General features: G+C 73.8%; 25 protein-coding genes. 13 read left to right on the forward strand and 12 right to left on the reverse strand.

Annotation, left to right across the window (positions count from 1 at the left end; all coding sequences use genetic code 11):
- From LPC08_RS19510 to LPC08_RS19540, 7 genes are read left to right on the forward strand one after another with little or no spacing between them, the layout of a single operon-like run.
- Entirely contained in the window at positions 1 to 1,509 is a 1,509-nt protein-coding gene (locus LPC08_RS19510) for an aldehyde dehydrogenase (protein WP_230449900.1), read from the forward strand.
- Complete coding sequence (locus LPC08_RS19515) at positions 1,506 to 2,489, forward strand: PDR/VanB family oxidoreductase (RefSeq protein WP_230449901.1); 984 nt, start codon at positions 1,506 to 1,508, stop codon at positions 2,487 to 2,489. Before LPC08_RS19510 ends, LPC08_RS19515 begins: the two co-directional genes overlap by 4 nt.
- Positions 2,486 to 2,818 (forward strand): hypothetical protein, encoded by a 333-nt coding sequence (locus LPC08_RS19520; protein ID WP_230449902.1) that lies wholly within the window; start codon positions 2,486 to 2,488, stop codon positions 2,816 to 2,818. The genes LPC08_RS19515 and LPC08_RS19520 overlap by 4 nt, the downstream gene beginning before the upstream one ends.
- Entirely contained in the window at positions 2,815 to 3,045 is a 231-nt protein-coding gene (locus tag LPC08_RS19525) for a recombinase-like helix-turn-helix domain-containing protein (RefSeq protein ID WP_230449903.1), read from the forward strand. The genes LPC08_RS19520 and LPC08_RS19525 overlap by 4 nt, the downstream gene beginning before the upstream one ends.
- 4 nt (positions 3,046 to 3,049) lie before the next feature.
- Positions 3,050 to 4,132: an aromatic ring-hydroxylating dioxygenase subunit alpha gene (locus LPC08_RS19530; protein ID WP_230449904.1), complete on the forward strand. Its 1,083-nt coding sequence runs from the start codon at positions 3,050 to 3,052 to the stop codon at positions 4,130 to 4,132.
- Positions 4,129 to 4,521, forward strand: a complete 393-nt coding sequence (locus LPC08_RS19535; RefSeq protein WP_230449905.1) for a RidA family protein — start codon at positions 4,129 to 4,131, stop codon at positions 4,519 to 4,521. Before LPC08_RS19530 ends, LPC08_RS19535 begins: the two co-directional genes overlap by 4 nt.
- A 32-nt stretch (positions 4,522 to 4,553) precedes the next feature.
- Positions 4,554 to 4,940, forward strand: a complete 387-nt coding sequence (locus LPC08_RS19540) for a hypothetical protein (protein WP_230449906.1) — start codon at positions 4,554 to 4,556, stop codon at positions 4,938 to 4,940.
- A gap of 80 nt (positions 4,941 to 5,020) precedes the next feature.
- Here LPC08_RS19540 and hrcA read toward each other — a convergent pair whose 3' ends face one another.
- Positions 5,021 to 6,079, reverse strand: coding sequence for a heat-inducible transcriptional repressor HrcA (hrcA, locus tag LPC08_RS19545; protein WP_370643360.1), 1,059 nt, complete (start codon positions 6,077 to 6,079; stop codon positions 5,021 to 5,023).
- A 304-nt stretch (positions 6,080 to 6,383) separates the two neighbouring features.
- Here hrcA and rph point away from each other — a divergent pair, with 304 nt between their 5' ends.
- From rph to LPC08_RS19570, 5 genes are all read left to right on the forward strand, one after another.
- Complete coding sequence (gene rph, locus LPC08_RS19550) at positions 6,384 to 7,106, forward strand: ribonuclease PH (RefSeq protein WP_230449907.1); 723 nt, start codon at positions 6,384 to 6,386, stop codon at positions 7,104 to 7,106.
- Positions 7,103 to 7,726, forward strand: coding sequence for a non-canonical purine NTP pyrophosphatase (locus LPC08_RS19555; protein ID WP_230449908.1), 624 nt, complete (start codon positions 7,103 to 7,105; stop codon positions 7,724 to 7,726). Before rph ends, LPC08_RS19555 begins: the two co-directional genes overlap by 4 nt.
- A gap of 276 nt (positions 7,727 to 8,002) precedes the next feature.
- On the forward strand, positions 8,003 to 8,269 hold the full coding sequence (locus LPC08_RS19560) for a hypothetical protein (RefSeq protein ID WP_230449909.1): 267 nt from the start codon (positions 8,003 to 8,005) through the stop codon (positions 8,267 to 8,269).
- Between the two features lie 41 nt (positions 8,270 to 8,310).
- Complete coding sequence (locus LPC08_RS19565) at positions 8,311 to 9,078, forward strand: aspartate/glutamate racemase family protein (RefSeq protein ID WP_304622034.1); 768 nt, start codon at positions 8,311 to 8,313, stop codon at positions 9,076 to 9,078.
- Positions 9,079 to 9,181: 103 nt separating this feature from the next.
- A complete protein-coding gene (locus LPC08_RS19570) occupies positions 9,182 to 9,574 on the forward strand; it encodes a winged helix-turn-helix domain-containing protein (RefSeq protein ID WP_230449910.1) in 393 nt (130 codons plus the stop codon).
- Between the two features lie 10 nt (positions 9,575 to 9,584).
- Here the strand turns inward: LPC08_RS19570 and LPC08_RS19575 are convergent, their stop codons facing one another.
- The 9 genes from LPC08_RS19575 to LPC08_RS19615 form a co-directional block, all read right to left on the reverse strand.
- The gene (locus LPC08_RS19575) at positions 9,585 to 10,568 is read right to left on the reverse strand and encodes a hypothetical protein (RefSeq protein ID WP_230449911.1); all 984 of its coding nucleotides are present in this window, start codon (positions 10,566 to 10,568) and stop codon (positions 9,585 to 9,587) included.
- Positions 10,569 to 10,714: 146 nt separating this feature from the next.
- Entirely contained in the window at positions 10,715 to 11,230 is a 516-nt protein-coding gene (locus LPC08_RS19580; RefSeq protein WP_230453117.1) for an adenine phosphoribosyltransferase, read from the reverse strand.
- Positions 11,231 to 11,377: 147 nt separating this feature from the next.
- Entirely contained in the window at positions 11,378 to 12,157 is a 780-nt protein-coding gene (locus LPC08_RS19585) for a transglycosylase SLT domain-containing protein (protein WP_230449912.1), read from the reverse strand.
- 333 nt (positions 12,158 to 12,490) lie between these two features.
- Positions 12,491 to 13,324, reverse strand: coding sequence for an N-formylglutamate amidohydrolase (locus LPC08_RS19590; protein ID WP_370643259.1), 834 nt, complete (start codon positions 13,322 to 13,324; stop codon positions 12,491 to 12,493).
- Between the two features lie 90 nt (positions 13,325 to 13,414).
- Positions 13,415 to 14,380 (reverse strand): esterase-like activity of phytase family protein, encoded by a 966-nt coding sequence (locus LPC08_RS19595; protein WP_230449914.1) that lies wholly within the window; start codon positions 14,378 to 14,380, stop codon positions 13,415 to 13,417.
- A gap of 345 nt (positions 14,381 to 14,725) precedes the next feature.
- Positions 14,726 to 16,597, reverse strand: coding sequence for a cobaltochelatase subunit CobT (gene cobT, locus LPC08_RS19600; protein ID WP_230449915.1), 1,872 nt, complete (start codon positions 16,595 to 16,597; stop codon positions 14,726 to 14,728).
- Positions 16,594 to 17,229, reverse strand: coding sequence for a glutathione S-transferase family protein (locus LPC08_RS19605; RefSeq protein ID WP_230449916.1), 636 nt, complete (start codon positions 17,227 to 17,229; stop codon positions 16,594 to 16,596). Before LPC08_RS19605 ends, cobT begins: the two co-directional genes overlap by 4 nt.
- 7 nt (positions 17,230 to 17,236) lie before the next feature.
- Positions 17,237 to 18,229 carry a cobaltochelatase subunit CobS gene (cobS, locus tag LPC08_RS19610; RefSeq protein WP_230449917.1) on the reverse strand — a complete coding sequence of 331 codons (993 nt, stop codon included), beginning with the start codon at positions 18,227 to 18,229 and terminating at the stop codon, positions 17,237 to 17,239.
- A gap of 31 nt (positions 18,230 to 18,260) precedes the next feature.
- Positions 18,261 to 18,854 (reverse strand): J domain-containing protein, encoded by a 594-nt coding sequence (locus LPC08_RS19615; RefSeq protein ID WP_230449918.1) that lies wholly within the window; start codon positions 18,852 to 18,854, stop codon positions 18,261 to 18,263.
- Positions 18,855 to 18,944: 90 nt separating this feature from the next.
- Here LPC08_RS19615 and LPC08_RS19620 point away from each other — a divergent pair, with 90 nt between their 5' ends.
- Positions 18,945 to 19,223 (forward strand): BolA family protein, encoded by a 279-nt coding sequence (locus tag LPC08_RS19620; protein WP_230449919.1) that lies wholly within the window; start codon positions 18,945 to 18,947, stop codon positions 19,221 to 19,223.
- 490 nt (positions 19,224 to 19,713) lie between these two features.
- Here LPC08_RS19620 and LPC08_RS19625 read toward each other — a convergent pair whose 3' ends face one another.
- A complete protein-coding gene (locus LPC08_RS19625) occupies positions 19,714 to 20,346 on the reverse strand; it encodes a DUF2889 domain-containing protein (protein ID WP_230449920.1) in 633 nt (210 codons plus the stop codon).
- A gap of 74 nt (positions 20,347 to 20,420) precedes the next feature.
- On the reverse strand, positions 20,421 to 22,181 hold the full coding sequence (gene aroB, locus LPC08_RS19630; protein WP_230449921.1) for a 3-dehydroquinate synthase: 1,761 nt from the start codon (positions 22,179 to 22,181) through the stop codon (positions 20,421 to 20,423).
- Between the last annotated feature and the right edge of the window lie 4 nt (positions 22,182 to 22,185).

Here is a 22,185-nt window from a genome sequence, read left to right on the forward strand (position 1 = left end):
ATGGCGCAGATGCAGAACCTCGAACTCCCCGACGGCCGGATCTTCCTCGGCGGCGAATGGCGCGAGGGGCGGGGGGCGGAGATCACCTCCCTCTACCCCGCCGACCGCAGCGTGAACCGCGTCCTCCGCGGCGCCTCGCGCGAGGATGTGGAGGAGGCGATCGCCCGCGCCCAGGCGGCCGCGGCCGACCCGGCCTGGCGCAACCTGCGCCCGCACGAGCGCGCGGCCTACCTCTACCGGATCAGCGAGGGCATCGCCCGCAACGCCGAGCGCATCGCCCAGGTGCAGAGCCGCGACACGGGCAAGACGCTCGCCGAGACCCGGGCGCTGGCCGCCAGCGCCGCCGGCACCTTCCGCTACTTCGCCGCCGTGCTGGAGACGGAGGAGGAGGCGATGACGCCCGCCCGCGGCGACTACCTGACCTTCTCGGTGCACGAGCCGATCGGCGTGGTGGCGGGGATCACCCCCTGGAACTCGCCCATCGCCTCGGATGCGCAGAAGCTGGCGCCGGCGCTGGCCGCCGGGAACGCCGTGCTGATGAAGCCCGCCTCCTGGAGCCCGCTGGTCTCCCTGGTCCTGGCGCAGATCGTGGAGGAGGCGGGGCTGCCGCGCGGCCTGCTCTCCGTGCTGCCGGGCCGGGGCGACGAGGTGGGCGAGACGCTGGTCACGCATCCGGCGGTGGGCAAGGTCAGCTTCACCGGCGGCACCGCCACCGGCCGCGCCCTGGCGGAGAAGGCGGCGCGCAAGCTGATGCCCGTCTCGCTGGAGCTGGGCGGCAAGTCCGCCACCATCGTCTTCGACGACGCGGACCTGGACCTGACCCTGGCGGGGGTGCTGTTCGGCATCTTCTCCTCCACCGGCCAGTCCTGCATCGCCGGCTCCCGCTTGCTGGTGCAGCGCGGCGTCTACGACCGCTTCCTGGAACGGCTGGTCGCGGCCACGAAGGCGCTGCGCGTCGGCCATCCCGCCGACCCCGCGACGCAGGTGGCGCCGATGATCCGCGACCCGCACCGCGACAGCGTGGAGCGCTACGTCGCCCTCGCGCGCGAGGAGGGGGGCGAGATCCTGGCCGGCGGCCGCCGCCCCGAGGGCGCGGCGTACGAGGCGGGCATCTACTACCTGCCCACCATCATCGCCGGCCTGCCGAATTCCGCCCGCGTGTGCCAGGAGGAAATCTTCGGCCCCGTCGTGGTGGTGCAGCCCTTCGAGGACGAGGCGGAGGCGGTGGCCATCGCCAACGACAGCGAGTACGGCCTCGCCTGCGGGATCTGGACGCGGGACCAGGGCCGCGCCTGGCGGGTCGGGCGGTCGGTCGCGGCCGGCACGGTCTGGGTGAACACCTACAAGCAGTTCTCCATCTCCACCCCCTTCGGCGGCGTGAAGGACAGCGGGCTGGGGCGCGAGAAGGGCCGGCAGGGGCTGCGCGCCTGGATGCAGCAGAAGTCGCTCTACCTCGACACCTCGGGCCGGCCGCATCCCTGGGCCCGCCTGTCGGAGCTGGGGGCATGAACGCCGTCTCGCCGGAGGCCGTGAAGGCCGTCGCGGTGGCCCAGACCTTCCCCGCCCGCCTGCGCCGCATGACCTGGGAGGCGCCGGGCGTGCTCTCCCTCGACTTCGAGGCGGAGGACGGGCGCGAGCTGCCGGGCTTCGAGCCGGGCGCGCATGTCGACCTGCACCTGCCGGACGGGGCGATCCGGCAGTACTCGCTCTGCGGCGACCCGGCGGACCGGCGCCACTACCGCATCGCCGTGCGCGACGTGAAGGGCGGCCGGGCCTCGCGCTTCGTCCATCGCGGCGACCTGCGGCCGGGCGTGGTGGTCACCATGGGCTACCCGCGCAACAACTTCGCCTTCGACCGTGCCGGGCGCTACCTCTTCGTCGCGGGCGGCATCGGCATCACGCCGCTGCTGCCGATGATGCGCGCGGCGAGCGCCGCGGGCGCGCCCTGGACCCTGCTCTTCGCCGCCAAGCGCACGGCGGACGCCCCCTTCCTGGCCGAGGCGCGGGCCCTGGGCGGCGAGGTGGTGGTGCACGCCTCGGCCGAGGGCACGCGGCTGGACGTGGCGCAGCGGCTGCGGGACGTCCCGGCGGACACGCTGCTCTACTGCTGCGGCCCCGATGCGCTGATGACCGCGGTGGAGGAGGCGACCGGCCACTGGGTGCCCGACAGCGTGCGCTTCGAATGGTTCACCCCGCGCGTGCAGGCGGGCGGCGGCGGCGCCGAGAGCTTCGAGGTGGTCTGCGCGAATTCCGGCCTCTCCACCCGGGTCGAGCCGGGGGTGAGCGTGCTGGAGGCGCTGAACGAGCTGGGCCTCGCCATCCCCTGCTCCTGCGAGCAGGGCGTCTGCGGCACCTGCGAGGTGGCGGTGCTGGAGGGCGAGGTGGAGCACCGCGACAGCATCCTCTCCTCCGCCGAGCGGGCGTCCAACACCATCATGATGACCTGCGTCTCCCGCGCCAGGTCGCCGCGGCTGGTGCTCGACCTGTGAGCGGGGAGAGCATCCTGCTGACCATCGTGCTGAAGCACGACCAGTCGCAGAACATCGACCAGATCCAGGGCAAGCTGGCGGAGCGCGCCTGGTGGGAGCGCTTCCCGCCCGAGGGTTGCGAGATCGTGAGCTGGACGGTGGCGATGGGGCTGGGCCAGATCGTGACCCTGCGCCTGCCGCCCGCGCTGCTCAACACGGTGAACATCGAGATCGAACGCTCCGCCTGGGGCGTGTTCTCGACCGATTTCTACCCCACCTATGATTTCGTCCCGGTGCGCGAGCGGCTCACGCGGGAATGGCAGGCCCGGCGAGAGGAGAAGGCGACGTGAACGACACCTACAAGTTCCCCTACCTCGAAGCGCGCCAGCATCTGCTGCGCGAGCCGACGGAGTGGGAGGACGACCTGGCCGGCACCATCGAGAATGCCTTCGCCAAGGGGCATTGGGAGCTGGAGGAGCTGGTGGCCGCGCTGAACCGTTCGCGCGTGCGGCCGCGCCAGGGGGGAAGCTGGACCCCGGAGAACTTCCAGGCCGTGATGCGCGAGCTGGGAGCCTGAGCCGATGAGCGCGACCACGCTGCAACGTCCCGCCCCTGCCGCCGGGGACCGCCCGCCGCCGGTGACCGAGGCGGAGATCCGCGAATACCTCAAGCTCGGCGTCCGCAACCGCTGGTGGCCGGTGCTGCCCTCGCGCTTCGTGCGCGCCGGCGACAAGCCCGTCGGCATCACCCGACTGGGCGAGCCGCTGGTGCTGTGGCGCGACACGCAGGGCGCGATCCACGTCCAGACGGACCGCTGCCCGCACCGCGCCGTGCCGCTCTCGCGCGGGATGAACGAGGGCGACCGGCTGCGCTGCAACTACCATGGCGTGGAGGTCGGCGGCGACGGCACCGTGCTCTCCGTCCCCGGCCAGCCGGGCTGCCCGCTGGAGGGCAAGAAGGCGGTGAAGACCTGGCCCTCCGTCGAGGTGGCGGGCGTCGTCTTCGTCTGGTTCGGCGACGCGCTGCACGAGGAGGCGCCGGATTTCGTCCCCCCGCCGCAGCTCGCAGCACCCGAGTGGGAACGCTTCGTCTGCTACGCCGACTGGGAGATGTTCTGGCGCTACTCGCTGGACAACGCGATGGACCCGATGCACGGGACCTTCCTGCACGCCAACTCCCACACGATGTACCAGGGCGAGACGGAGGCCCACTTCGTCACCCGCGACACGCCCACCGGCTTCGTCTTCGAGAAGGAGGGCCAGCGCGACGTCAACTTCGACTGGTCGGAGCTGGTGGACGACGGCGCGCTCTACGTGCGGCTGGAGATCCCCTACCCGCCCTCCGGCGGCCCGGGCGGCAACTTCGCCATCATCGGCTTCGCCACGCCGATCGACGAGAACAACACCGCCAGCTTCTTCTGGCGCTGCCGCAAGGTGGAAGGCTGGCAGCGCGACGTCTGGCGCTTCCTGTACCGCAACAGGATGGAGCCGCGGCACTGGGCGGTGCTGGAGCAGGACCGCGAGATGCTGGCCGGCTGCAAGCCCGGGCTGGAGAAGTACGAGATGCTCTACCAGCACGATGCCGGGCTGATCCGCCTGCGCCGCTACCTCTCCCAGCTCGCGCGCAAGCACATCACCGAGCTGCGCGCGGCCGGCAAGGCGTGATCCGTCGCGTCGCCACCCCGGCGGTGCCAGAGCCGCCGCCGGGACTGTTCTCCAACTGCCTTGTCGCCGGTGGGCTGATCCACGTCTCGGGCCAGCATGCCGGCGCGCCGGGCGGCGGGGTGCTGGGCGACGGCAGCGTGGCCGACCAGACGCGGCACGCGTTGCACAAGGTGCTGGCGCTGGTCGAGGCGGCGGGCGGCTCCGCGGCGGGGGTGGTGAAGCTGACCGTCTACCTCACCGACATGGCCCGCAAGGCGGAGGTGAGCGCCGCGCGGCGGGAGTTCTTTGCCGACCCCATGCCCTGCTCCACCCTGGTCGGCGTCGCCGCGCTGGTGGCGCCGGAGCTGCTGGTGGAGGTGGACGCCCTGGCCGTGCTGCCGCCCGCATGACCGCGCCCTGGACCCCGGATCAGGAGACCCGCATGCACCCCGACCTGCGCCGGATCGTCGCCGTGGAGGTCCACCGCCGCCGCGCCGGCCGCTGCCCCTACACCGTCTATGCCTTCGATGCCGGCGAGGTCTTCGCCATCGAGCCGTATGCCGGCGGCTTCCGTGACCTGGCCTCGGGCCTCGCCGTGCGGTCCGAGCCGGGCCGGATCGTGCTGGAGGATGGCGGGGTGGTGGAGCTGCGCCTGGACGGGGATGTCGGCTTCTCCGGCCGCGACCTGGTCTCGGGCGAGCGCTTCACCGGCCGGGCCGGGGGAGGAACCTCCGTCACCGTCTACGACGCGCGGGGCGAGCAGTTCTTCCCCTATGGCATGGCCGGCCCGGGCGGCGAGCTCTCGGCGGAGACGCTGGCGGAGGCGTGATCGGAGCGGGCGCGCTGGCGACAGCGTCGCCGGGGGAAAGCGGCGCCCCACCTCGCCGTGGCCACGGCCGGCTGCCGGCGCTATCCCAGAAGCTGGCCGATCACCCGGGCGGTGTAGTCCACCACCGGGATGACCCGGCCGTAGTTGATGCGCGTGGGGCCCACCACGCCCACGGCGCCCACGATGCGCTCCTGGGCGTTGCGGAAGGGGGCCACGATCATCGACAGCCCGGCGGCGTCGAAGAGCCCGCTCTCGGCGCCGATGAAGATCTGCACCCCCTCGCCGCGCTGCACCAGCTCCAGGAGCTGGAGCATGGTCTCCTGCGCCTCCAGCCGGTCGAACAAGCCCTGGATCTCGCCGACCCGCGCCGCGTGGTCGAGGTTCTCCAGCAGCCGCGACTGCCCGCGCAGGATCAGGGAGCCGCCGCCGCCGCCGGCCCAGGTGGCCAGCCCCGCCTCCACCACCTGCGTGGTGAGGGCATCGAGCGCGCTGCGGTTGGCGGCGATCTCCTCGGTGACCTGGGTCCGGGTCTCCTCCAGCGTGCGGCCGTTGAGCCGGTTGTTCAGGTAGTTGGTCGCCTGGGCCAGCGCCCCCGTGGGCAGGCCGGCGGGGACCTCGATCACCCGGTTCTCGACCTGGCCGCTCTCGCCCACCAGCACCACCAGGGCGCGGCCGGGGCCGAGCGCCACGAACTCGATATGCCGCACCGCCGATTCGGTCTTGGGCGCCACCACCAGCCCGGCGGCGCCGGCGAGGCCGGAGAGCATCCGCCCCGCCTCGCCCAGCGTGTCCTGCAGGGAGCGGCCGGAGGCGGCGCAGCGGCTGGCGATGGCCTCCCGCTCCTCCTCGGAGAGCTGGCCGAATTCCAGCAACCCGTCGATGAAGAAGCGCAGCCCGCGCTCCGTCGGCAGCCGCCCGGCGCTGGTATGGGGGGCGTAGAGCAGCCCCGCCTCCTCCAGATCGGCCATGGCGTTGCGGATGGTGGCGGGGGAGAGGGCGACCGGCAGCCGGCGCGAGAGGGTGCGCGAGCCGACCGGCTCTCCCGTCTCGACGTAGAGTTCGACGATCTGGCGAAGGATGGCCGCGGAGCGCCCGTCCAGGGAGGTTGCCAGGCTGGGCCGGGAAGGTCCCTGGGACAGCCAGGCCGGGCGGCCGACGCGAGGGACGTGGGGCCGGTCTTGCACGGCTCAAAGGTATGGTCGCCCCCCACCAGGGTCAATGTGGCCCTGGCCCCCTTCCGACCTTCCCCGCCCGGGGCGTCGCGGCCGTGGCAGGGCCGGCCTCGCCCCCTGCCCCGATGCGCCGGGATCATGCAGACCCGTCACGACGGGGGCGCCAGCCATCCGGGCGGGCCAGGCGGTTGACACCCGGGGCCGGCGCGACGATCCCTCCGCCTGTTCGCCGCAGACCGACCCGAGGCCCCTCCGGGCCAGGAGCCTTCCCATGCCCCGCCCTTCCGGCCGCGCCCCCGATGCGCTGCGCCCAGTCTCCCTGCTGCCCGGCGTCGCCCGCCACGCCGAGGGGTCCTGCCTGATCCGCATGGGCGTGACGGAGGTGCTGTGCACCGCCAGCGTCGAGGGGCGGGTGCCGCCCTTCCTGCGCGGCTCGGGCAAAGGCTGGGTGACGGCGGAGTACGGCATGCTGCCCCGCGCCACCCACACGCGCGGCGACCGTGAGGCCGCGCGCGGCAAGCAGTCCGGGCGGACGCAGGAGATCCAGCGGCTGATCGGCCGCAGCCTGCGCGCCGTGACCGACCGGGCGGCGATGGGCGAGATGACCATCACCCTGGATTGCGACGTGCTCACGGCCGATGGCGGCACCCGCTGCGCCGCCATCACCGGCGCCTGGGTCGCGCTGCACCAGGCCTTCGCCCATTGCCGCAAGATGAACATCCTGGCCCGCGACCCGCTGGCGGGGCAGGTCGCCGCCGTGTCGGCCGGGCTGTGGGAGGGAGAGGCCATCCTCGACCTCGAATACGCGGAGGACAGCGCCGCCCAGGCGGATGCCAACTTCGTCCTGACCGGTGCGGGCGGCATCGTCGAGGTGCAGGCCACCGCCGAGGGCGAGCCCTTCACCGACGCGCAGTTCCAGTCGCTCCTCACCCTGGCGCGCACCGGCACGGCGGAGCTCTTCGCCGCCCAGCGCGCGGCGGTCGGCCTGGCATGAGCCGCCGGCTGGAACGGGGTGGCCGGCTGGTGCTGGCGACCCACAATGCGGGCAAGGTGCGGGAGGTCTCGGCCCTGCTCGCCCCCTGGGGGATGCAGGTGCAGGGCGCCGGCGCGCTCGGCCTGCCGGAGCCGGCGGAGACGGAGAGCAGCTTCCTCGGCAATGCCGCCATCAAGGCGCTGGCTGCGGCGAAGGCCACCGGCCTGCCCGCCCTGTCCGATGATTCCGGCTTCTCGGTCGCCTCGCTGGACGGCATGCCCGGCGTCTGGACCGCCGACTGGGCCGTGCAGCCGGACGGCAGCCGCGACTACGGCAAGGCCATGGCCGAGGTGGAGCGCCAGGCCCGCCCCTTCCCCGACCGCGCCGCCTGGTTCTCCTGCGCCCTCGTCCTCGCCTGGCCGGACGGGCATACCGAGGGCTTCCTGGGCGAGGCGCATGGCGAATGGGTCTGGCCGCCGCGCGGCGAGAAGGGCTTCGGCTACGACCCGATCTTCGTCCCCGCGGGCGAGGCAGAGACCTTCGCCGAGATGACACCGGAGCGGAAGCACGCGATCAGCCACCGCGCCCGCGCCTTCGCCCTGCTGGCGGCCGCCTGCCTGCCGGAGCCGCCAGCAGCCTAGAGCACTTGTTCGAGGGGCGGATTGACGCCTTCGGACGATCCCATCCTCCAGCGACCTGCCCTGACGTCCCGGGCCGACAACGCGATTCCGATGCTGTCGCCCACCACGGCAAATCGATATCTTTTCGCAACGAAATGGCGCCGGCTTCTGCAAAGCCATTTCGGCGCCGCGCTGCGTTTCGGCCCCCAGCGACACCCGCGCCGGCTCGGAGAGGTCCCTCCCCCCCGACCGCTGCGGCCGACGCGGGCCCGCCCCGGTCGCTGAAGGAGGAGCGTCGTGTCGCATTCCGAAAAAGCCATGGACAACATGGGGATGCTGAACAACGCCTGGGGCATCGCCCGGCTGGTGGATCCGGGCACCACGCCCAACGAGATGCTGGTGGGCCTCTACCGTGACGACGGCAACGCCATGGGGATCCACGGCGGCCTGCGGCACTACGTCTACGACCTGAACGGCACCGACTACAGCTGGGGGCAGCGGTTCGCGAGCATCGCCCAGATGAACCGCGGCTATCAGGGCATATCGCAGACGATCGCACTCTGAGGAACGCGCGCCGGCCGGCGCCGAGCGGGTGATCCGGCCCCTTGCGCGGCGCGCGCCGCAGCCTGCACCCTGCCGCCGCGATGCGCCTGCTCCTGCTGAACGGCAACACCGACACGGGCGTGACAGAACGCCTGGCCCGGCACGCCCGCGCCCGGCTCGACGCCACCGGCCGGGCGGCGGTCGCGCTTCGCCCGGCCACCGCCCGCTTCGGCGCCCGCTACATCAGCAGCCGCGCCGCCGTGGCCGTTGCCGGCCATGCGGTGCTGGACGCCATCGCTGCGCAGGCCGGCACGGTGGATGCCGTCGCCATCGCCTGCTTCGGCGAGCCCGGCCTCCTGGCGGCGCGCGAGGTCGCCGGGGTGCCGGTCCGGGGCATGGCCGAAGCCAGCATCGAGGCGGGGCTGGCGCTGGCCCCGCGCATCGCCCTGCTGACCGGCGGCGCGGCCTGGGTGCCCATGCTGCACGAACTGGTGTTCAGCCTGGGCCTGCCCGCCGAGCGTATCGACATCCGCTCGGTCACGCCCACCGGCGACATGATCGCCCGCGACCCGGACGGTGCCCTGGCCTTGCTGGCCGCCGAGGCGCGGACCGCGGCGGCAGCAGGGGCAGGCGCCATCATCCTGGGCGGCGCCGGCCTGGTCGGCCTGGCCCCGCGCCTCGCGGAGCGGACCGGCCTGCCGGCGCTCGACAGCCTCGACTGCCTGCTGGACGCGGCGCTGCGCCCACCCCGCGGGACGCCGCCCGCAACGGTTGGCGGAACCCCCTCCATCGGGCTGGCGCCGGCGCTGGAGCGCCTGCTGGCGGGATGACGGCAGGTGGCGGGCCCGCCACCGCCCCACCCCGACCGGTGCACGCGGCGGCCGCGCCGCCGCTTGCCCCCGGGCCGGGCCGCATGGGATGGGTCGCCGCGCCATGCCGCGACGCAAGCCCTCCGCGCCGGGAGCCGCCAGCCAGCCCCCGCATCTGAGCATCCGCCTCGATCTGGGCGGGGGCGTGCGGATCGGCCCCGGCAAGGTCACGCTGCTGGAGGAGATCGGACGCAGCGGCTCGATCGCGGCGGCCGGGCGCGCCCTGCGGATGTCCTACCGGCGGGCCTGGGAGCTGGTGGAGGACCTGAACCGCAGCCTGGGCCGGCCGGTGCTGGAAGCCACGGCCGGCGGGAACGGCGGCGGCGGAGCACGGCTGACAGCGCTGGGAGAGGCGGTGGTGCGGGAATATCGCGCCATCGAGGCCGAGGCGAACGCGGCCGCCGCCACGCGCCTGGCCCGGCTGGCCGGTGGGCGGCAGGAGGCGGGGCCCGGTTGATCCGCGGCGATCAGGCGGGGCGCCACCCCAGGCGACGCGACAGCCAGCTCCGCCAGGCCAGCACCGCCTCGGGCGGGGGGGTCAGGCTGGCGAGGGCGGCCACGGCGGCGACGTCGGCAAGCGGCTCGCCCTCCGCCTCGGCGCTCTCGGCGCGCTCGCCGTCGCGCCAGCGCTGCCCGGCCTGTCGCCAGGCCGCGACCATGTCGCTGGAGGTCAGGCGCGGCAGGATCAGCGCGGCGTGCAGCTGGGCGGTGCCGATGACGGCCAGAACCGCCCTCTGGCGGGCCGGGTCGAGGGCGGGAATGGCGGCATAGGGCCGGACGGCCTCGCCCGCCTGCCCGAAGCCGAACCAGGGCGTCGCGCCCAGGGCCTGCGCCTGGGCCACGGCGCCGGGGCCCGTCAGCAGCACCGCATCCACCTCGCCCTGGGCGAAGGCCTCCTCCGGCGGCCAGGGGCTGGCCGCCACGGAGGCGACGGCGGGCTCCGCCGGCAGGCCGATCGTCTCCAGGGCCAGGAGGACGCCCGCCTCGGTGGTTTCCGGTCCCGAGAGCGGCACGCGAATCGGCGCGCGGGGCTGGCCGGGTGCCGGCAGGGGGCCGCGGCCCGCCACCATCGCGCCGCGCCAGGACAGGCAGACCGGCAGCCAGGCCGCCGGATCATAGCTCGCCCGGGGAGAGCCGGAGAGCCAGGGCAGCAGCGCCGGCCCGGCCAGGGCAAGCAGCAGGTGCCCGTCCTCGGCATCACCGGCGATGAAGCGGTTGGCGGCGGTCACGCCGTCCGGGCCGCCGACGGCACGCAGGACCGGCGGCGGCAGGCCGGGCATCACGCGCCCGACCCGGCGGACGAGGCGATGGGCCCAGCGCATGGTGGCCCCGTCCTCGGGCCCCGGGGCCAGCACGGCCGGCGACCCGGCGGCCTCTGCCCGGCCGATGCCCGCCAGGAAGGGCAGCGGCAGCAGCGCGCGGCGGCGCAGCTCAGGCCAGGATGGGCGCACGGAACGGCTTCCTACCGGAGTGCCCCGCCGGTGCCCTGGCCTCGTGGAGACTCATGGGCGCAGCGTCCGTCGCGGAAGGGGCAGGATCGTGGCGGCCGCCGGGCCGTCCCCAGGGGCGCCGCGGCCGGCCGGTCCGCCCGCCGCGCTCACCGGTCGTAGGCCACCAGGGTCTCGGCCGGCACGTCCAGCCGGTCGCGGCCCTTGAGGAAGGTCAGCTCGATCAACGTGGCGATGGCCGGCACCTCGGCGCCGACGGAGCGCAGCAACCGGACGCTGGCCGCCATGGTGCCGCCGGTGGCGAGCAGGTCGTCCAGGACCACCACCCGGTCGCCCGGCTTCACCGCATCCGCCTGGATCTCCAGCCGGTCCGTGCCGTATTCCAGCGCGTAGTCGAGCGCGACGGTCAGGCCCGGCAGCTTGTTCCGCTTCCGCAACATGACGAAGCCCAGGCCCAGCTCCAGCGCCAGGGGGGCGGCGACCAGGAAGCCGCGGCTCTCGATGCCCGCCAGCACCGTCGGGGCATAGGGGCGCACCGTCCGCCCGAGCCGGGTCACTGCCTCGCGCCAGGCAGGGCCGTGCCGCAGCAGGGTGGAGATGTCGTAGAACAGGATCCCCGGCTTGGGGAAATCCGGCACGGCGCGGATGTGCTGCTTCAGGTCGATCGCCGCGGCAGTCTCCTCACGCGCGGGGGCGGCATTGTCCATGGTGGCGGGCGACGTCCTGGTGGGGGGTGCGGGGGCCGCAAGCTACCCGCAGCGGCGCCGCCATGGCTAGGCTTCCCTCCCACAGCCCCCTCCGCGCTTCCCACCCTATCCCGGGGCGCCGCGCACCGGGGCGCGCACCGCCAGCGGAATCGGCAGGCTGCGATAGGCCTCCAGGCCGCGCCCCCGGCCCCCCTCCCCGGCCGGCAGGCTGCGCGTCACCGTCGCCACCATCCCGCCGCCATTGGAGCGGGAGCCGCCGAAGGGGGAGCCGGCGAAGGCCGGGGCCGCCATGACGGCCGGGGCCCGCCAGGCAGGGTTCCAGGCAGGGGCGCTGCCCGCCTCGCGCTGCGCCTGCGGCAGGGCGGCCGCCACCGCCGCGCGATAGGCGGCGGCGCGCTCGGGCGTGTTGCTGTGGTAGTTGGCCGCCGCCTGCATCCAGTCGTTGCGGGTGGACTGCAGTTCCTTCAGGAAGCGCGCGGCATAGCGGGCATTGGCCAGGGGGTCGAAGGCCTCCTCCAGGCTGGCGAAGGCATTGGGGTGATGGTGCAGGTTGATCTGCATGCAGCCCACGTCGATCAGCCGCATCCCTCCGGCCCGAAGCTGCCGCACCTCGGCAACCGCTTCCGCCTTGCCGGGGAAGAATTTGCCGCGCCCCTCCGCGTTCATCGTCCAGGGCCAGGGGCCGGTCTCCCCCGTCGCCGGATCGCGGCGGCCGGATTCCACCCGCCCGATGGCCGCCAGCAGGCCGGCCGGCAGGCCGTATTCCCGCTCCGCCGCAGCGATGGCGGCGCGGCAGAGCGCGGAGGGCGAGGGCAGGCCTCCCGGGCCATTCGCCCGGGCGGTGACCGGCAGCGCCAGAAGCAGGAGAAGCAGGAATCGGCCCATGGGCCGGAAGGAGCGAGGCGCGTGCCAGCCGCTGGGCGGGACGGGGCCGCCCAGCAACGAGCCGGATTCTTTTCAAGGATTAGCAAGGATGTACCGGCCGAGGCTGGCGTCAGCCAGGAACCCCGCGCCTGTCGCGGCACAGACCTGCCCGTGCGGCATGGTGCAGTGCGATAAAAGGCTTGGCAGGACAGGGTCCATCACCTATCTTGTGCATCGCAGCAACACGGCCTTGCCGGGTTGTCTGCCTTTCTTGGACGTTTCCTCCCTAAACTCGGCGGTGCCTCTGGCACCGCCTTTCTTTTTGCCCGCTGCCCAACCCGGCGGGCCAGCGGCTCAGGGCCGCAGAAAGCTCCAGTCCGTCTCCGTCAGCCGTCCCAGGAACAGTCCGATCTCCTGGTGCAGCCGCGCCATCTCCGGCAGTGGCCGGACCATCCGCTCATCCATGTAGAGCCCGCGCGCCACCTCGATCTGCAAGGCGTGCACGCCCTCGCGCGGGCGGCCGTAATGGCGCGTGACATAGCCGCCGGCATAGGGATCGTTGCGCCGGACCCGGTAGCCGCGGTCGCTCAGCGCGCTCTCCACCAGCCGCGTCGCCCGCGGGGCGCAGGCGGTGCCGTGCGCATCGCCCAGGATGAAGTCCACCTTCGTCGCCCCCGGCAAGCCGGACGGCATGGAGTGGCAATCCACCAGCAGGCAGCAGCCGAACCGCTCCCGCGTCTCCGCGATCAGGCCGGCCAGGGCCTCGTGATAGGGCTGCCACAGCCGGCGCACACGATCCGCCGCCTCGGCGAAGCTGAGCCGGATCGCATAGACCGGCTCCCCCGTGGTGACGACGCGCGCGATGGTGCCCAGCCCCGCCCCCACCCGCGGCGAGGCGGTGTTGACCCAGTCCGGCAGCGGCCCGTCGAACATGGCCGGATCCAGCTCCCAGGCCTCGCGGTTCGCGTCGCAGTAGACGCGCGGGAAGGTCGCGGCCAGCAGCGGCGCCCCGAAGGCGGGCGCATCGCCGAACAGCTCGTCTACGAAGCCGTCCTCGGACAGGCGCAGGGTCAGCGGGTCGAGCCGGCTGCGGGAGAGCAGATCCTCGGGGTAGTCCCGCCCGGAATGGGGCGAGGCGAAGACCAGCGGCATGGTCTGTTCCGCCGGACGCGTGACGATGAACGGCATCGTCGCATCCGGCGTCGCAGCGCCCACTGTCGGTGGCAGATCCATGTCAGGCCTTGATAGCCGCCGGCCGCCGACTCGTCACGCGCCCGATCAGCCGCCCAGCCCGTCCAGCGAGACCACCATCAGCAGCGAGCGCTGGATGGGATTGGCATTGTCGTCCGAGACGATGGCCGCCAGCAGCCGGTCGCGATGCCGGAACACCCCCACGCCCTCCCAGTTGTCGGTCGGCAAGGGGGGGACCAGACGCATCACCGTCCGCCCCTCCAGCACGCTGCCGGGGCGGGCGGCCGCCAGCGCCGCCGCCGGCACATGGGCCAGCCGGCCGCTCAGCCCCTCGGTCCAGGCGAAGCGGCGCTCCAGCACCAGCGCCCCGCCATCGGGCAGCGCGCAGGCATCGCTGGGGTCGAAGCCCGGCTGCGGCCGGTAGGACAGCCGCAGCCAGTCGCCCGGCCGACCCAGCCATCCCGCCCGCAGCCCGGGATCGCCCGCCACCGGCAGCCATTCCGCCAGCGCCAGCCAGCGCCCGTCCGCCAGCACCGCCAGCGATTCCAGCCCGCCGTTCAGCGGCGCCTCCTCCAGCCCCGGCAGCGGGCCCGTCGCCTCGGCGGGGCCGTCCAGGTCGCGGTAGCGCCAGATGCGGTGCCAGCGCTCGAAGCCCACCAGCCACCCGCCCCCCGGCAGCCGCGCCAGGCTCTCGGCATCCGCCTGGTACATCGGCCGCAGCTCCTGCCCATGGGTGTCGTGCAGCCGGCCGGTCCGCGCCTCCTCCAGCGCCAGCGGCACGCCGCGCGCGTCCAGCCGCAGCCGCGCCGTGCTCCAGGAGCCGCGGTCGCCGATCGCCCAGAGACGCGGCGGCCCGTCCGGCGGCGCCTCGACCCGCAGCCCCGACAGCCCGTCCCCGCCCAGGGCCGACCCGTCCAGCTCCAGCACGCCCAGCACCCGCTCGCCGCCTTCGGGCAGCGGCCCGTCCGGCAGGGGCACGGGGCGGGAGAGCGGGCGCTGGGTCGCGCAGCCCGCGAGTCCGGCCAGGGCGAGGAGGGAGCGGCGGCGGATCATGCAGGGGGGAGGTGGCCCGGGGGGAAAGGCGCCGCCTTTCCCCCCGATACCCCCCTCTCCGCCAGGAGCAGAGTCCCTGGCCCCCCGTTCACGGACGCGTCGGCACGCCGGGGAGCCGGGTCCCCCGGCGACTGCGGCCTCAACGCATGCGGCCTTTGGTTCTGGATTGGCGTCGGGGCTTTTTCCGGGCCCGGCCTACGGGCCGGCGGTCGGCCCACGGAGCCGCCGTCCGCCGGGGTCCGGAGGTAGCCCGTGCCCCTGGCGGAAAGGGTCCGGGAGAGGCAGCGCCTCTCCCGGAGCATCCCACGCATGCGACGCCGCAAGGAAGGCGCTAAACGGCCCGCGTCACACCAGCACCGGCGCGCGCTCGGCGGCGGCGCGCTGGTAGGCGGCGGCGGCATCCTCGTCGAACAACTCGGCGAGCTTCTTCATCATGGTGCCGCCCAGCTCCTCGGCATCCACGATGGTCACGGCGCGGCGGTAGTAGCGGGTGACGTCGTGGCCGATGCCGATGGCGATCAGCTCCACCGCCTCGCGCCCCTCGATCTCGCCGATCACCTTGCGCAGGTGGCGCTCCAGGTAGTTGCCCGGGTTCACCGACAGGGTGCTGTCGTCCACCGGCGCGCCGTCCGAGATCACCATCAGGATGCGGCGGTGCTCCGGCCGGGCGAGCAGGCGGCGATAGGCCCAGTCCAGCGCCTCGCCGTCGATGTTCTCCTTCAGCAGCCCCTCGCGCAGCATCAGCCCGAGGTTCTTGCGCGCCCGGCGCCAGGGCGAATCGGCCGCCTTGTAGACGACGTGGCGCAGGTCGTTCAGGCGCCCCGGGTTGCGCGGCTTGCCGTCCTGCACCCAGCGCTCGCGGCTCTGCCCGCCCTTCCAGGCGCGGGTGGTGAAGCCCAGGATCTCCGTCTTGACGGCGCAGCGCTCCAGCGTGCGCGCCAGGATGTCGCAGCACATGGCGGCCACCGTGATCGGCCGGCCGCGCATCGAGCCGGAATTGTCGATCAGCAGGCTGACGACGGTGTCGCGGAAATCCGCCTCCCGCTCGTGCTTGTAGGAGAGGGAGTGGTTCGGGTTGGCGACGATGCGGGCCAGGCGCGCCACGTCCAGCACGCCCTCCTCCAGGTCGAACTCCCAGGCGCGCTGCTGCTGCGCCAGCAGCCGGCGCTGCAGGCGGTTGGCCAGCTTCGACACGACGCCCTGCAGGTGGGAGAGCTGCTGGTCGAGCTGCTGGCGCAGCCGCGCCAGCTCGTCGGCGTCGCAGAGATCCTCCGCCCCGACCTCCTCGTCGAACCGGCGGGTATAGGCGCGGTAGACGGAGGCGTCGTCGGAGGCCGGGACCTCCTTGCGCTGCTGCGGCCCGCCGGGGCGGTCCTCGCCCTCGGCCGCGGCGCCGTCCTCCTCCTCGCCCTCGCCCTCCTCCTCGGCGGCCTCGCCCTGGGCCTGCTCCGGCTGGGCGCCGAGAATGCTCTCCGCATCCTGGGCCTGCGCCTCGCCCTCGCCGGAATTGTCCTGCGGCTGGCCGGACTGGGAGCCTTCCTCGCCCTGCTCGCTGTCCTCGCTGCTCTCCGCCTCGACCTCGGCCTCCGCCAGGTCCAGCGCGGTCAGCAGCTTGCGCGCGGCGCGGGCGAAGCTGTCCTGGCTCTCGGACGCGCCGGCCATCTCGTCCAGCGCGGCCTCGGCCTTCTCGCCCAGCGTGTCGCGCCACAGGTCGAGCACCCGGCGCGCGGCCTTCGGCGGGGCCTCGCCGGTCAGCCGCTCGCGCGCCAGCAGGGACAGCGCCGCGGAGAGCGGCAGCTGGTCCTTGCGGGTCATGCGGTCGTAGCCCTCGGCCTCCGCCTGCTCGCTCAGCCGGGCGCGCAGGTTGGCGGCGACGCCGGCCATGGTCCGGCTGCCCACCGCCTCCACCCGCGCCTGCTCCAGCGCGTCGAACACCTCGCGCGCATCGCGGCGGGGCGGGGTGCGGGCGGCGTGCGTCGCCTCGTCATGGTGGCGCAGCTTCAGCGCCACGGAATCCGCCGCCCCGCGCAGCCGCGCCATCTCGGCGGGCGGCAGGGCGCGGGTGGGCAGGGGCAGGCGCGCGCGCTTGCCGGTCAGGCCGGAGGGACCGGGCTGGAAGGCGACCTGCACCTCCTGGTTCCGCGCGATGGCACGCACGGCGCCGGCCGTGGCGCGCTTGAACTCCTCCTGCCGGGTCTGGTCCTTGTGGCCGCTCATGCCGGGGCCGCTCCCTTGCGATAGGCCGCCTGCCGCGCCGGGCGGGCGTCGAGGGCCGCGACGTAGCGCGTGACGTTGGGGGTGGGGGACCAGATCCCCCATTGCGTGATCCAGGCCAGCAGCCCGCCGACGGTGACGTCCGCTGCGCTGAAGCGCTCGCCCAGCAGCCAGGGGCTGCGCTCCAGCGCCGCCTCGACCCGCTGCGCCGCCTTCTCGAAGGAGGGCCAGCCGATCGCGGTGGCCGGTGGCTCGCCGGCGCGCGGCCAGGCGCGGTCCGCGAGCGCCGGCTCCAGCACGCCGGGGCCATAGGCCATCCAGGTGGCATAGGCGGCGCGGGCCGGGTCGCCCACCGGCGGGGCCAGCGCGGCCTCCGGCAGGGCATCGGCGAGATAGGCGGCGATGGCCGCGGCCTCCGTCACCACCACGCCCGCCCAGTCCCCGGCGGGGCCGCGATCCACCAGCGCCGGCAGCTTCCCGGCGGGATTCACCGCCAGGTAGTCGGGGCGCCGGTGCGTGCCGGCGGCGGTGTCGTGCCAGTGGAGGTCATAGTCCGCCCCCGCCTCCTCCAGCAGCCAAAGGCTGCCGAGGGAGCGGGTCTTCGGGGCGTGGTGCAGCAGGAACCGCGCCGCCATGGCGCGATCAGCCCTTCACGTAGAGACCCGTCGGGATCTCCTCGTTGAAGCAGCGCTGGTAGTACTCGGCCACCGTGCCGCGCTCCGCCTCGTCGCACTTGTTGAGGAAGGAGAGGCGGAAGGCGAAGCCGACATCGCCGAAGATCTTCGCGTTCTCGGCCCAGGTGATGACGGTGCGCGGGGACATCACGGTGGAGATGTCGCCCGCGATGAAGCCCGCGCGGGTGAGGTCGGCGAGCGACACCATCGCCTCGATCTGCTTGCGGCCCTTCTCGTCCTTCGAGTCAACGCCCAGCTTGGCCATGACGATCTCGCTCTCCTGCTTGTGCGGCAGGTAGTTGAGCGTCGCCACGATGTTCCAGCGGTCCATCTGGCCCTGGTTGATCTGCTGCGTGCCGTGATACAGGCCCGTCGTGTCGCCCAGGCCCACCGTGTTGGCGGTCGCGAAGAGGCGGAAGGCCGGGTGCGGCCGGATCACGCGGTTCTGGTCGAGCAGGGTCAGCCGGCCCTCAACCTCGAGGACGCGCTGGATCACGAACATCACGTCCGGGCGGCCCGCGTCGTACTCGTCGAACACCATGGCGCAGGGGTGCTGCAGCGCCCAGGGCAGGATGCCCTCGCGGAACTCCGTGATCTGCTTGCCGTCCTTCAGGACGATGGCGTCCTTGCCGATCAGGTCGATGCGGCTGATGTGGCTGTCCAGGTTGACGCGCAGGCAGGGCCAGTTCAGCCGCGCCGCCACCTGCTCGATATGGGTGGACTTGCCCGTGCCGTGATAGCCCTGGACCATCACGCGCCGGTTGAAGGCGAAGCCCGCCAGGATGGCCAGCGTCGTGTCCTTGTCGAAGCGGTAGGTGCTGTCGACGTCCGGCACGTGCTCGGTGGCGGAGGAGAAGGCCGGCACCTCCATGTCGCTGTCGATGCCGAAGGTCTCGCGCACCTTCAGGCGCAGGTCCGGCATCTCGGGGCGGTTCTCGGCCAGGGTGATCCTGCTGCTCATCGGGCGACTCTTCCCGTCTCTCTCTTGCGTGTCAGGCGGCGGCGCTGGCGACCGGCTGCGCCATCGTCGCCAGGCGCTTGCGCAGCAGGCTGTAGGCGCGGTTGACGTCCTTCAGACGCTCCTCGGCCGACTTGTCACCGCCGTTCGCATCCGGGTGGTAGCGCTTCGCCAGTTCCTTCCAGCGCTCGCGCAACGCCTCCTCGTCCAGCGGCCAGCCCAGGCCCAGAACGTCCAGCGCGGCGCGGAGTTCGGCCGGGGCCTTGGTGGCGGACTTGCGCGGCGCCGGCTTGGCGTCGGCGAAGAGGCCCAGCGGGTCTTTCAGGAAGGCCGGATCGAACTTGCCCTGGGTGCCGAGCCGGCCGAGCGGCCAGGTCGGCCGCTGCCAGCCGTTGTCTTCCTTCAGGTGCTGCTCGATCTCGTCGGGCGTCATGCCTTTGTAGAAGTCCCACGCCTGGTTGTAGGCGCGGACATGCTCCAGGCAGAAATGGTAGTAGTCGCGCAGGCGGGAGCGATCACGAGGGGCGCGGAACTCGCCGGCAGCCTCGCAGCCGGGAGCTTCGCAGGGACGGAAGCTGCTGCTTCCGCGCGGAGGCGGGGTGGGGGATGTTGCGCCGCGGCGGGCCATGGTCCGCCCCTTATGGGCGCCAAGCCTCCGGCCGGCAAGGCATAACCCGGGGCTTCACAGGTGACGGATACGCATGGGAAAAACCCTTGCATGACCCCTTCCCGACGCGCCGATCGTCTCCATGCGGCGCTGGCCGCCGCCTTCCCCGGCGCCACGATCGCGGTGCGCGACGACAGCGCCCGGCACGCGGGCCATGCGGGAGCCCGCCCGGAAGGCGAGACCCACTACGCCGTGCGGGTGGTCTGGCCGGACTTCGCAGGACAATCGCGCGTGGCGCGGCAGCGGGCTGTGAACGCCGCCTTGGCGGGAGAATTCGCCGACGGAATGCACGCCCTGGCCATCGAGGCTCGGACGCCCGAAGAAGCCTGATACGGACGGCGTGATGCGTTGACGTCCGCCGGCGTGGCGCCCGTGGCCCGGGGGCAAGGCGCTGCCTCGCCCCCGTACCCCCACTCCGCCAGGACCCTGCGGGCCCTGGACCCGATCGGCGCTGCCGCGGGACAGCCTGATACGGGGTCGCGGCGCCGAGGAGCCATGCTCCTCGGCGGGACCGGCCGCCGCTCTCGCTGACGCCTATGACACTTTCTCAGAGTCCCGCCTGTCCGCGCTCCGTCAGGGTTCAGCCCGCAGGCTGACACCCCCCGAAAGCACCAGACTCCCAGCGGGGTCCGGGGCCCGCTTGTGGCCCCGGCAGGGGAGGGTCTGGGAGGGGACGGCGTCCCCTCCCGGTGCCGCCGCCGGAACACGACAGCGCGGCGGGCCACACCCAGCCGTCGGTATGAGGCCGCGCCGCCCCCCTGCTTCGGGCCCGTGGCCAGGGGAAGGGTCCGCCTGTCCCACCGGGGGTCGGCGCCACGCCTCAGCCGGTCCGGCCGCCGGCCTCCGCCACCACCTGCTGCTCTGCCGCCGTGGTCGTTCCCAGCTCCGATTCCCCCAATGTTCGCGGCTCCGGCCAGCGCATCCGCACCACGGGACTGTCCGGGGCATAGGCGTAGCAGGTGCCGATCATCGGGTTGCCCTCGCGCAGGTTCCGGCCGTTCTCGGCTGCTTCGCGCTCCCGCTGCCGGCGGACGGGGTAGAGGGTCTGGAAGGCGACGGTGGCCATCTGCGCCAGCACCTCGCGCAGATGGGTGCAGCCCAGCACCCCGCCGACCCGTTCCTTCACCGCCCGGTTGAAGCCGGGCCCGATGCGCACCCCGGCTAGCCGGGCGAAGTTCGGTGCCGCCTGGGGGCAGATGGAATAGGGCGAGAAGTCGGTCGCCGCCTCGCAGGCCACGATCACCATGTCCTCGTCCACGGTCAGGCGGATCCACATGCCATGCAGCGGCTCGCCGGGCTCGATGGTGCCGCGGTCGAGGTTGCCGAAGGCATAGGTCTTGGTGTCGGTGAGATGGGCCTCGATGTCGAACAGCCTGTCCGACCGCTGGTAGCCGCGCAGCGCGATGTCCCGGCGGTGCAGCAGGCTCCGTTCGGCGGGCGCCGGAAGGGGCATGGGGCGGCAGCCTCCTGTTGCGGTGCGGCAGATATGGGGCCGTCAGCGGGGCAGGGGAAGCCCGCCCCGCCGCATCAGGGCGCGCAGCCCTCCTCGCGCAGCAGGATCTCCACCACCTCCGGCGGCACGGTGGCGTCGGTGAAGGCCTCGCCCGGGGCGCGCAGCAGGATGAAGCGCAGGGCGCCGTCGCGCACCTTCTTGTCCTTGCGCATCCGCCCCAGCAGGGCGGCGGCCGAGAAGCTCCTGCCCAGATCGGCGATCCGCGCCGGCAGCCCGACGGAGGCCAGGTGCGCCGCGACCTCCCCGGCCAGCGCCGGGTCGCAATGGCCCAGCCGGGCGGAGAGCTTCGCGGCCAGCACCAGCCCCAGCGCCACCCCCTCGCCATGCAGCAGCACGCCGTCGTAGCCGCACTCGGCCTCCAGCGCATGGCCGAAGGTGTGGCCCAGGTTCAGCAGGGCGCGGCCGCCCTCCGCCTCCTCCTCGCGCTCGTCCGCCGCGACCACCCCGGCCTTCAGGCGGCAGGATTCCAGCACGGCGTGGCGCAGCGCCTCCGCGTCGCCGGCGACCGCGGCGGGGCCGTTCGCCACGCACCAGGACCAGAGCGGCCCCTGGAGGAGGCCGTGCTTGGCGACCTCCGCCCAGCCCGCCCGCAGCTCGCGCGGCGGCAGGCTGGCCAGGGTGCCGGTATCGGCCAGCACGATGCGCGGCTGGTGGAAGGCGCCGGCGAGGTTCTTGCCGGCCGCGAGGTTGATCCCCGTCTTGCCGCCGACCGAGCTGTCCACCTGGGCCAGCAGGGTCGTCGGCACCTGCACGAAGGGCAGGCCGCGCAGCGCCACGGCGGCCGCGAAGCCTGCCAGGTCGCCCACCACCCCGCCGCCCAGGGCGAGCACCGCCATGCGCCGGTCGGCGCCCCCGGCCAGCAGCCCGTCCAGCACGTCCCCCAGCGAGGCGAGGCTCTTGGAGCCCTCTCCCGGCGGCACGGCGATCTCCGCCCGGATGTCGAACCCCGCCTCCTCCAGCCCGGCGCGCAGGGAGGGGCCGTGCAGCGCCGCCACCGCCGCGTCCGAGACCACCGCCACCCGGCGGGAGGGCAGCGAGGCGGCGATCAGCCCGCCGGCCCGGTGCAGCAGCCCGTCGCCGATCACCACGTCATAGGCCCGCTCGGCCAGCCCGACCCTCAGGCGGGCCGGCGGGTGGTGGGCGGCGAGCAGGTCCTCCAGCCGGGAGGTCATCTCGTCCGGGCTGTCATCCGTGCAGTCGATGACGAGGTCCGCCTCGGCGTAGAGCGGGTTGCGGCGCCGGGACAGGTCGTTCAGCACCTCCATCACGTCGCGGCCATGGAACAGGGGGCGGTGCTCCCGGCCCGAGATGCGCTTGACCAGCACCGGCAGGCGGCAGCGCATCCAGACGGAGGTGGCGCCCAGGGTGCGGATCGCCTGCCGGGTCCGCGGCTCCACGAAGGCGCCGCCGCCCGTGGCCAGGACCACCGGGGGCCCCGAGAGGATGCGGGCGATCACCCGGCGCTCGCCATCACGGAAATGTGCCTCGCCGTAGCGGGCGAAGATTTCCGCGATCGGCATGCCCGCCGCCGCCTCGATCTCCGCATCGGCATCGAGGAAGGGCAGGCCCATCCGGGCGGCGAGGCGCCGGCCGATCGAGGATTTCCCCACCCCCGGCAGGCCCACCAGCACCACGCTGCCGCCGGGCTGGTCGGGGTCGTGGGCCGGGGCCGGGCGCGCCGGGACGGGGCGCACCAGGCTGGCGCCGGCCGGGGCGGCGCCGGGGGGCGCCGGGGCGGGCTGGGGATCGAGGAGGAGGCCAAGGTTGCGTGACACGGTG

Origin of the sequence: Roseomonas sp. OT10 (assembly GCF_020991085.1) — a bacterium.
GTDB classification, from domain to species: Bacteria; Pseudomonadota; Alphaproteobacteria; order Acetobacterales; family Acetobacteraceae; genus Roseomonas; species Roseomonas cutis.

Excerpts from the sequence above, each read along its gene's own strand:
- LPC08_RS19510 (WP_230449900.1), top strand. The coding sequence starts at position 1 with ATGGCGCAGATGCAGAACCTCGAACTCCCCGACGGCCGGATCTTCCTC.
- LPC08_RS19515 (WP_230449901.1), top strand. The coding sequence starts at position 1,506 with ATGAACGCCGTCTCGCCGGAGGCCGTGAAGGCCGTCGCGGTGGCCCAG.
- LPC08_RS19530 (WP_230449904.1), top strand. The coding sequence starts at position 3,050 with ATGAGCGCGACCACGCTGCAACGTCCCGCCCCTGCCGCCGGGGACCGC.
- LPC08_RS19540 (WP_230449906.1), top strand. The coding sequence starts at position 4,554 with ATGCACCCCGACCTGCGCCGGATCGTCGCCGTGGAGGTCCACCGCCGC.
- rph (WP_230449907.1), top strand. The coding sequence starts at position 6,384 with ATGCCCCGCCCTTCCGGCCGCGCCCCCGATGCGCTGCGCCCAGTCTCC.
- LPC08_RS19555 (WP_230449908.1), top strand. The coding sequence starts at position 7,103 with ATGAGCCGCCGGCTGGAACGGGGTGGCCGGCTGGTGCTGGCGACCCAC.
- LPC08_RS19570 (WP_230449910.1), top strand. The coding sequence starts at position 9,182 with ATGCCGCGACGCAAGCCCTCCGCGCCGGGAGCCGCCAGCCAGCCCCCG.
- LPC08_RS19585 (WP_230449912.1), bottom strand. The coding sequence starts at position 12,157 with ATGGGCCGATTCCTGCTTCTCCTGCTTCTGGCGCTGCCGGTCACCGCC.
- LPC08_RS19590 (WP_370643259.1), bottom strand. The coding sequence starts at position 13,324 with ATGCCGTTCATCGTCACGCGTCCGGCGGAACAGACCATGCCGCTGGTC.
- LPC08_RS19595 (WP_230449914.1), bottom strand. The coding sequence starts at position 14,380 with ATGATCCGCCGCCGCTCCCTCCTCGCCCTGGCCGGACTCGCGGGCTGC.
- cobT (WP_230449915.1), bottom strand. The coding sequence starts at position 16,597 with ATGAGCGGCCACAAGGACCAGACCCGGCAGGAGGAGTTCAAGCGCGCC.
- LPC08_RS19605 (WP_230449916.1), bottom strand. The coding sequence starts at position 17,229 with ATGGCGGCGCGGTTCCTGCTGCACCACGCCCCGAAGACCCGCTCCCTC.
- cobS (WP_230449917.1), bottom strand. The coding sequence starts at position 18,229 with ATGAGCAGCAGGATCACCCTGGCCGAGAACCGCCCCGAGATGCCGGAC.
- LPC08_RS19615 (WP_230449918.1), bottom strand. The coding sequence starts at position 18,854 with ATGGCCCGCCGCGGCGCAACATCCCCCACCCCGCCTCCGCGCGGAAGC.
- LPC08_RS19620 (WP_230449919.1), top strand. The coding sequence starts at position 18,945 with ATGACCCCTTCCCGACGCGCCGATCGTCTCCATGCGGCGCTGGCCGCC.
- LPC08_RS19625 (WP_230449920.1), bottom strand. The coding sequence starts at position 20,346 with ATGCCCCTTCCGGCGCCCGCCGAACGGAGCCTGCTGCACCGCCGGGAC.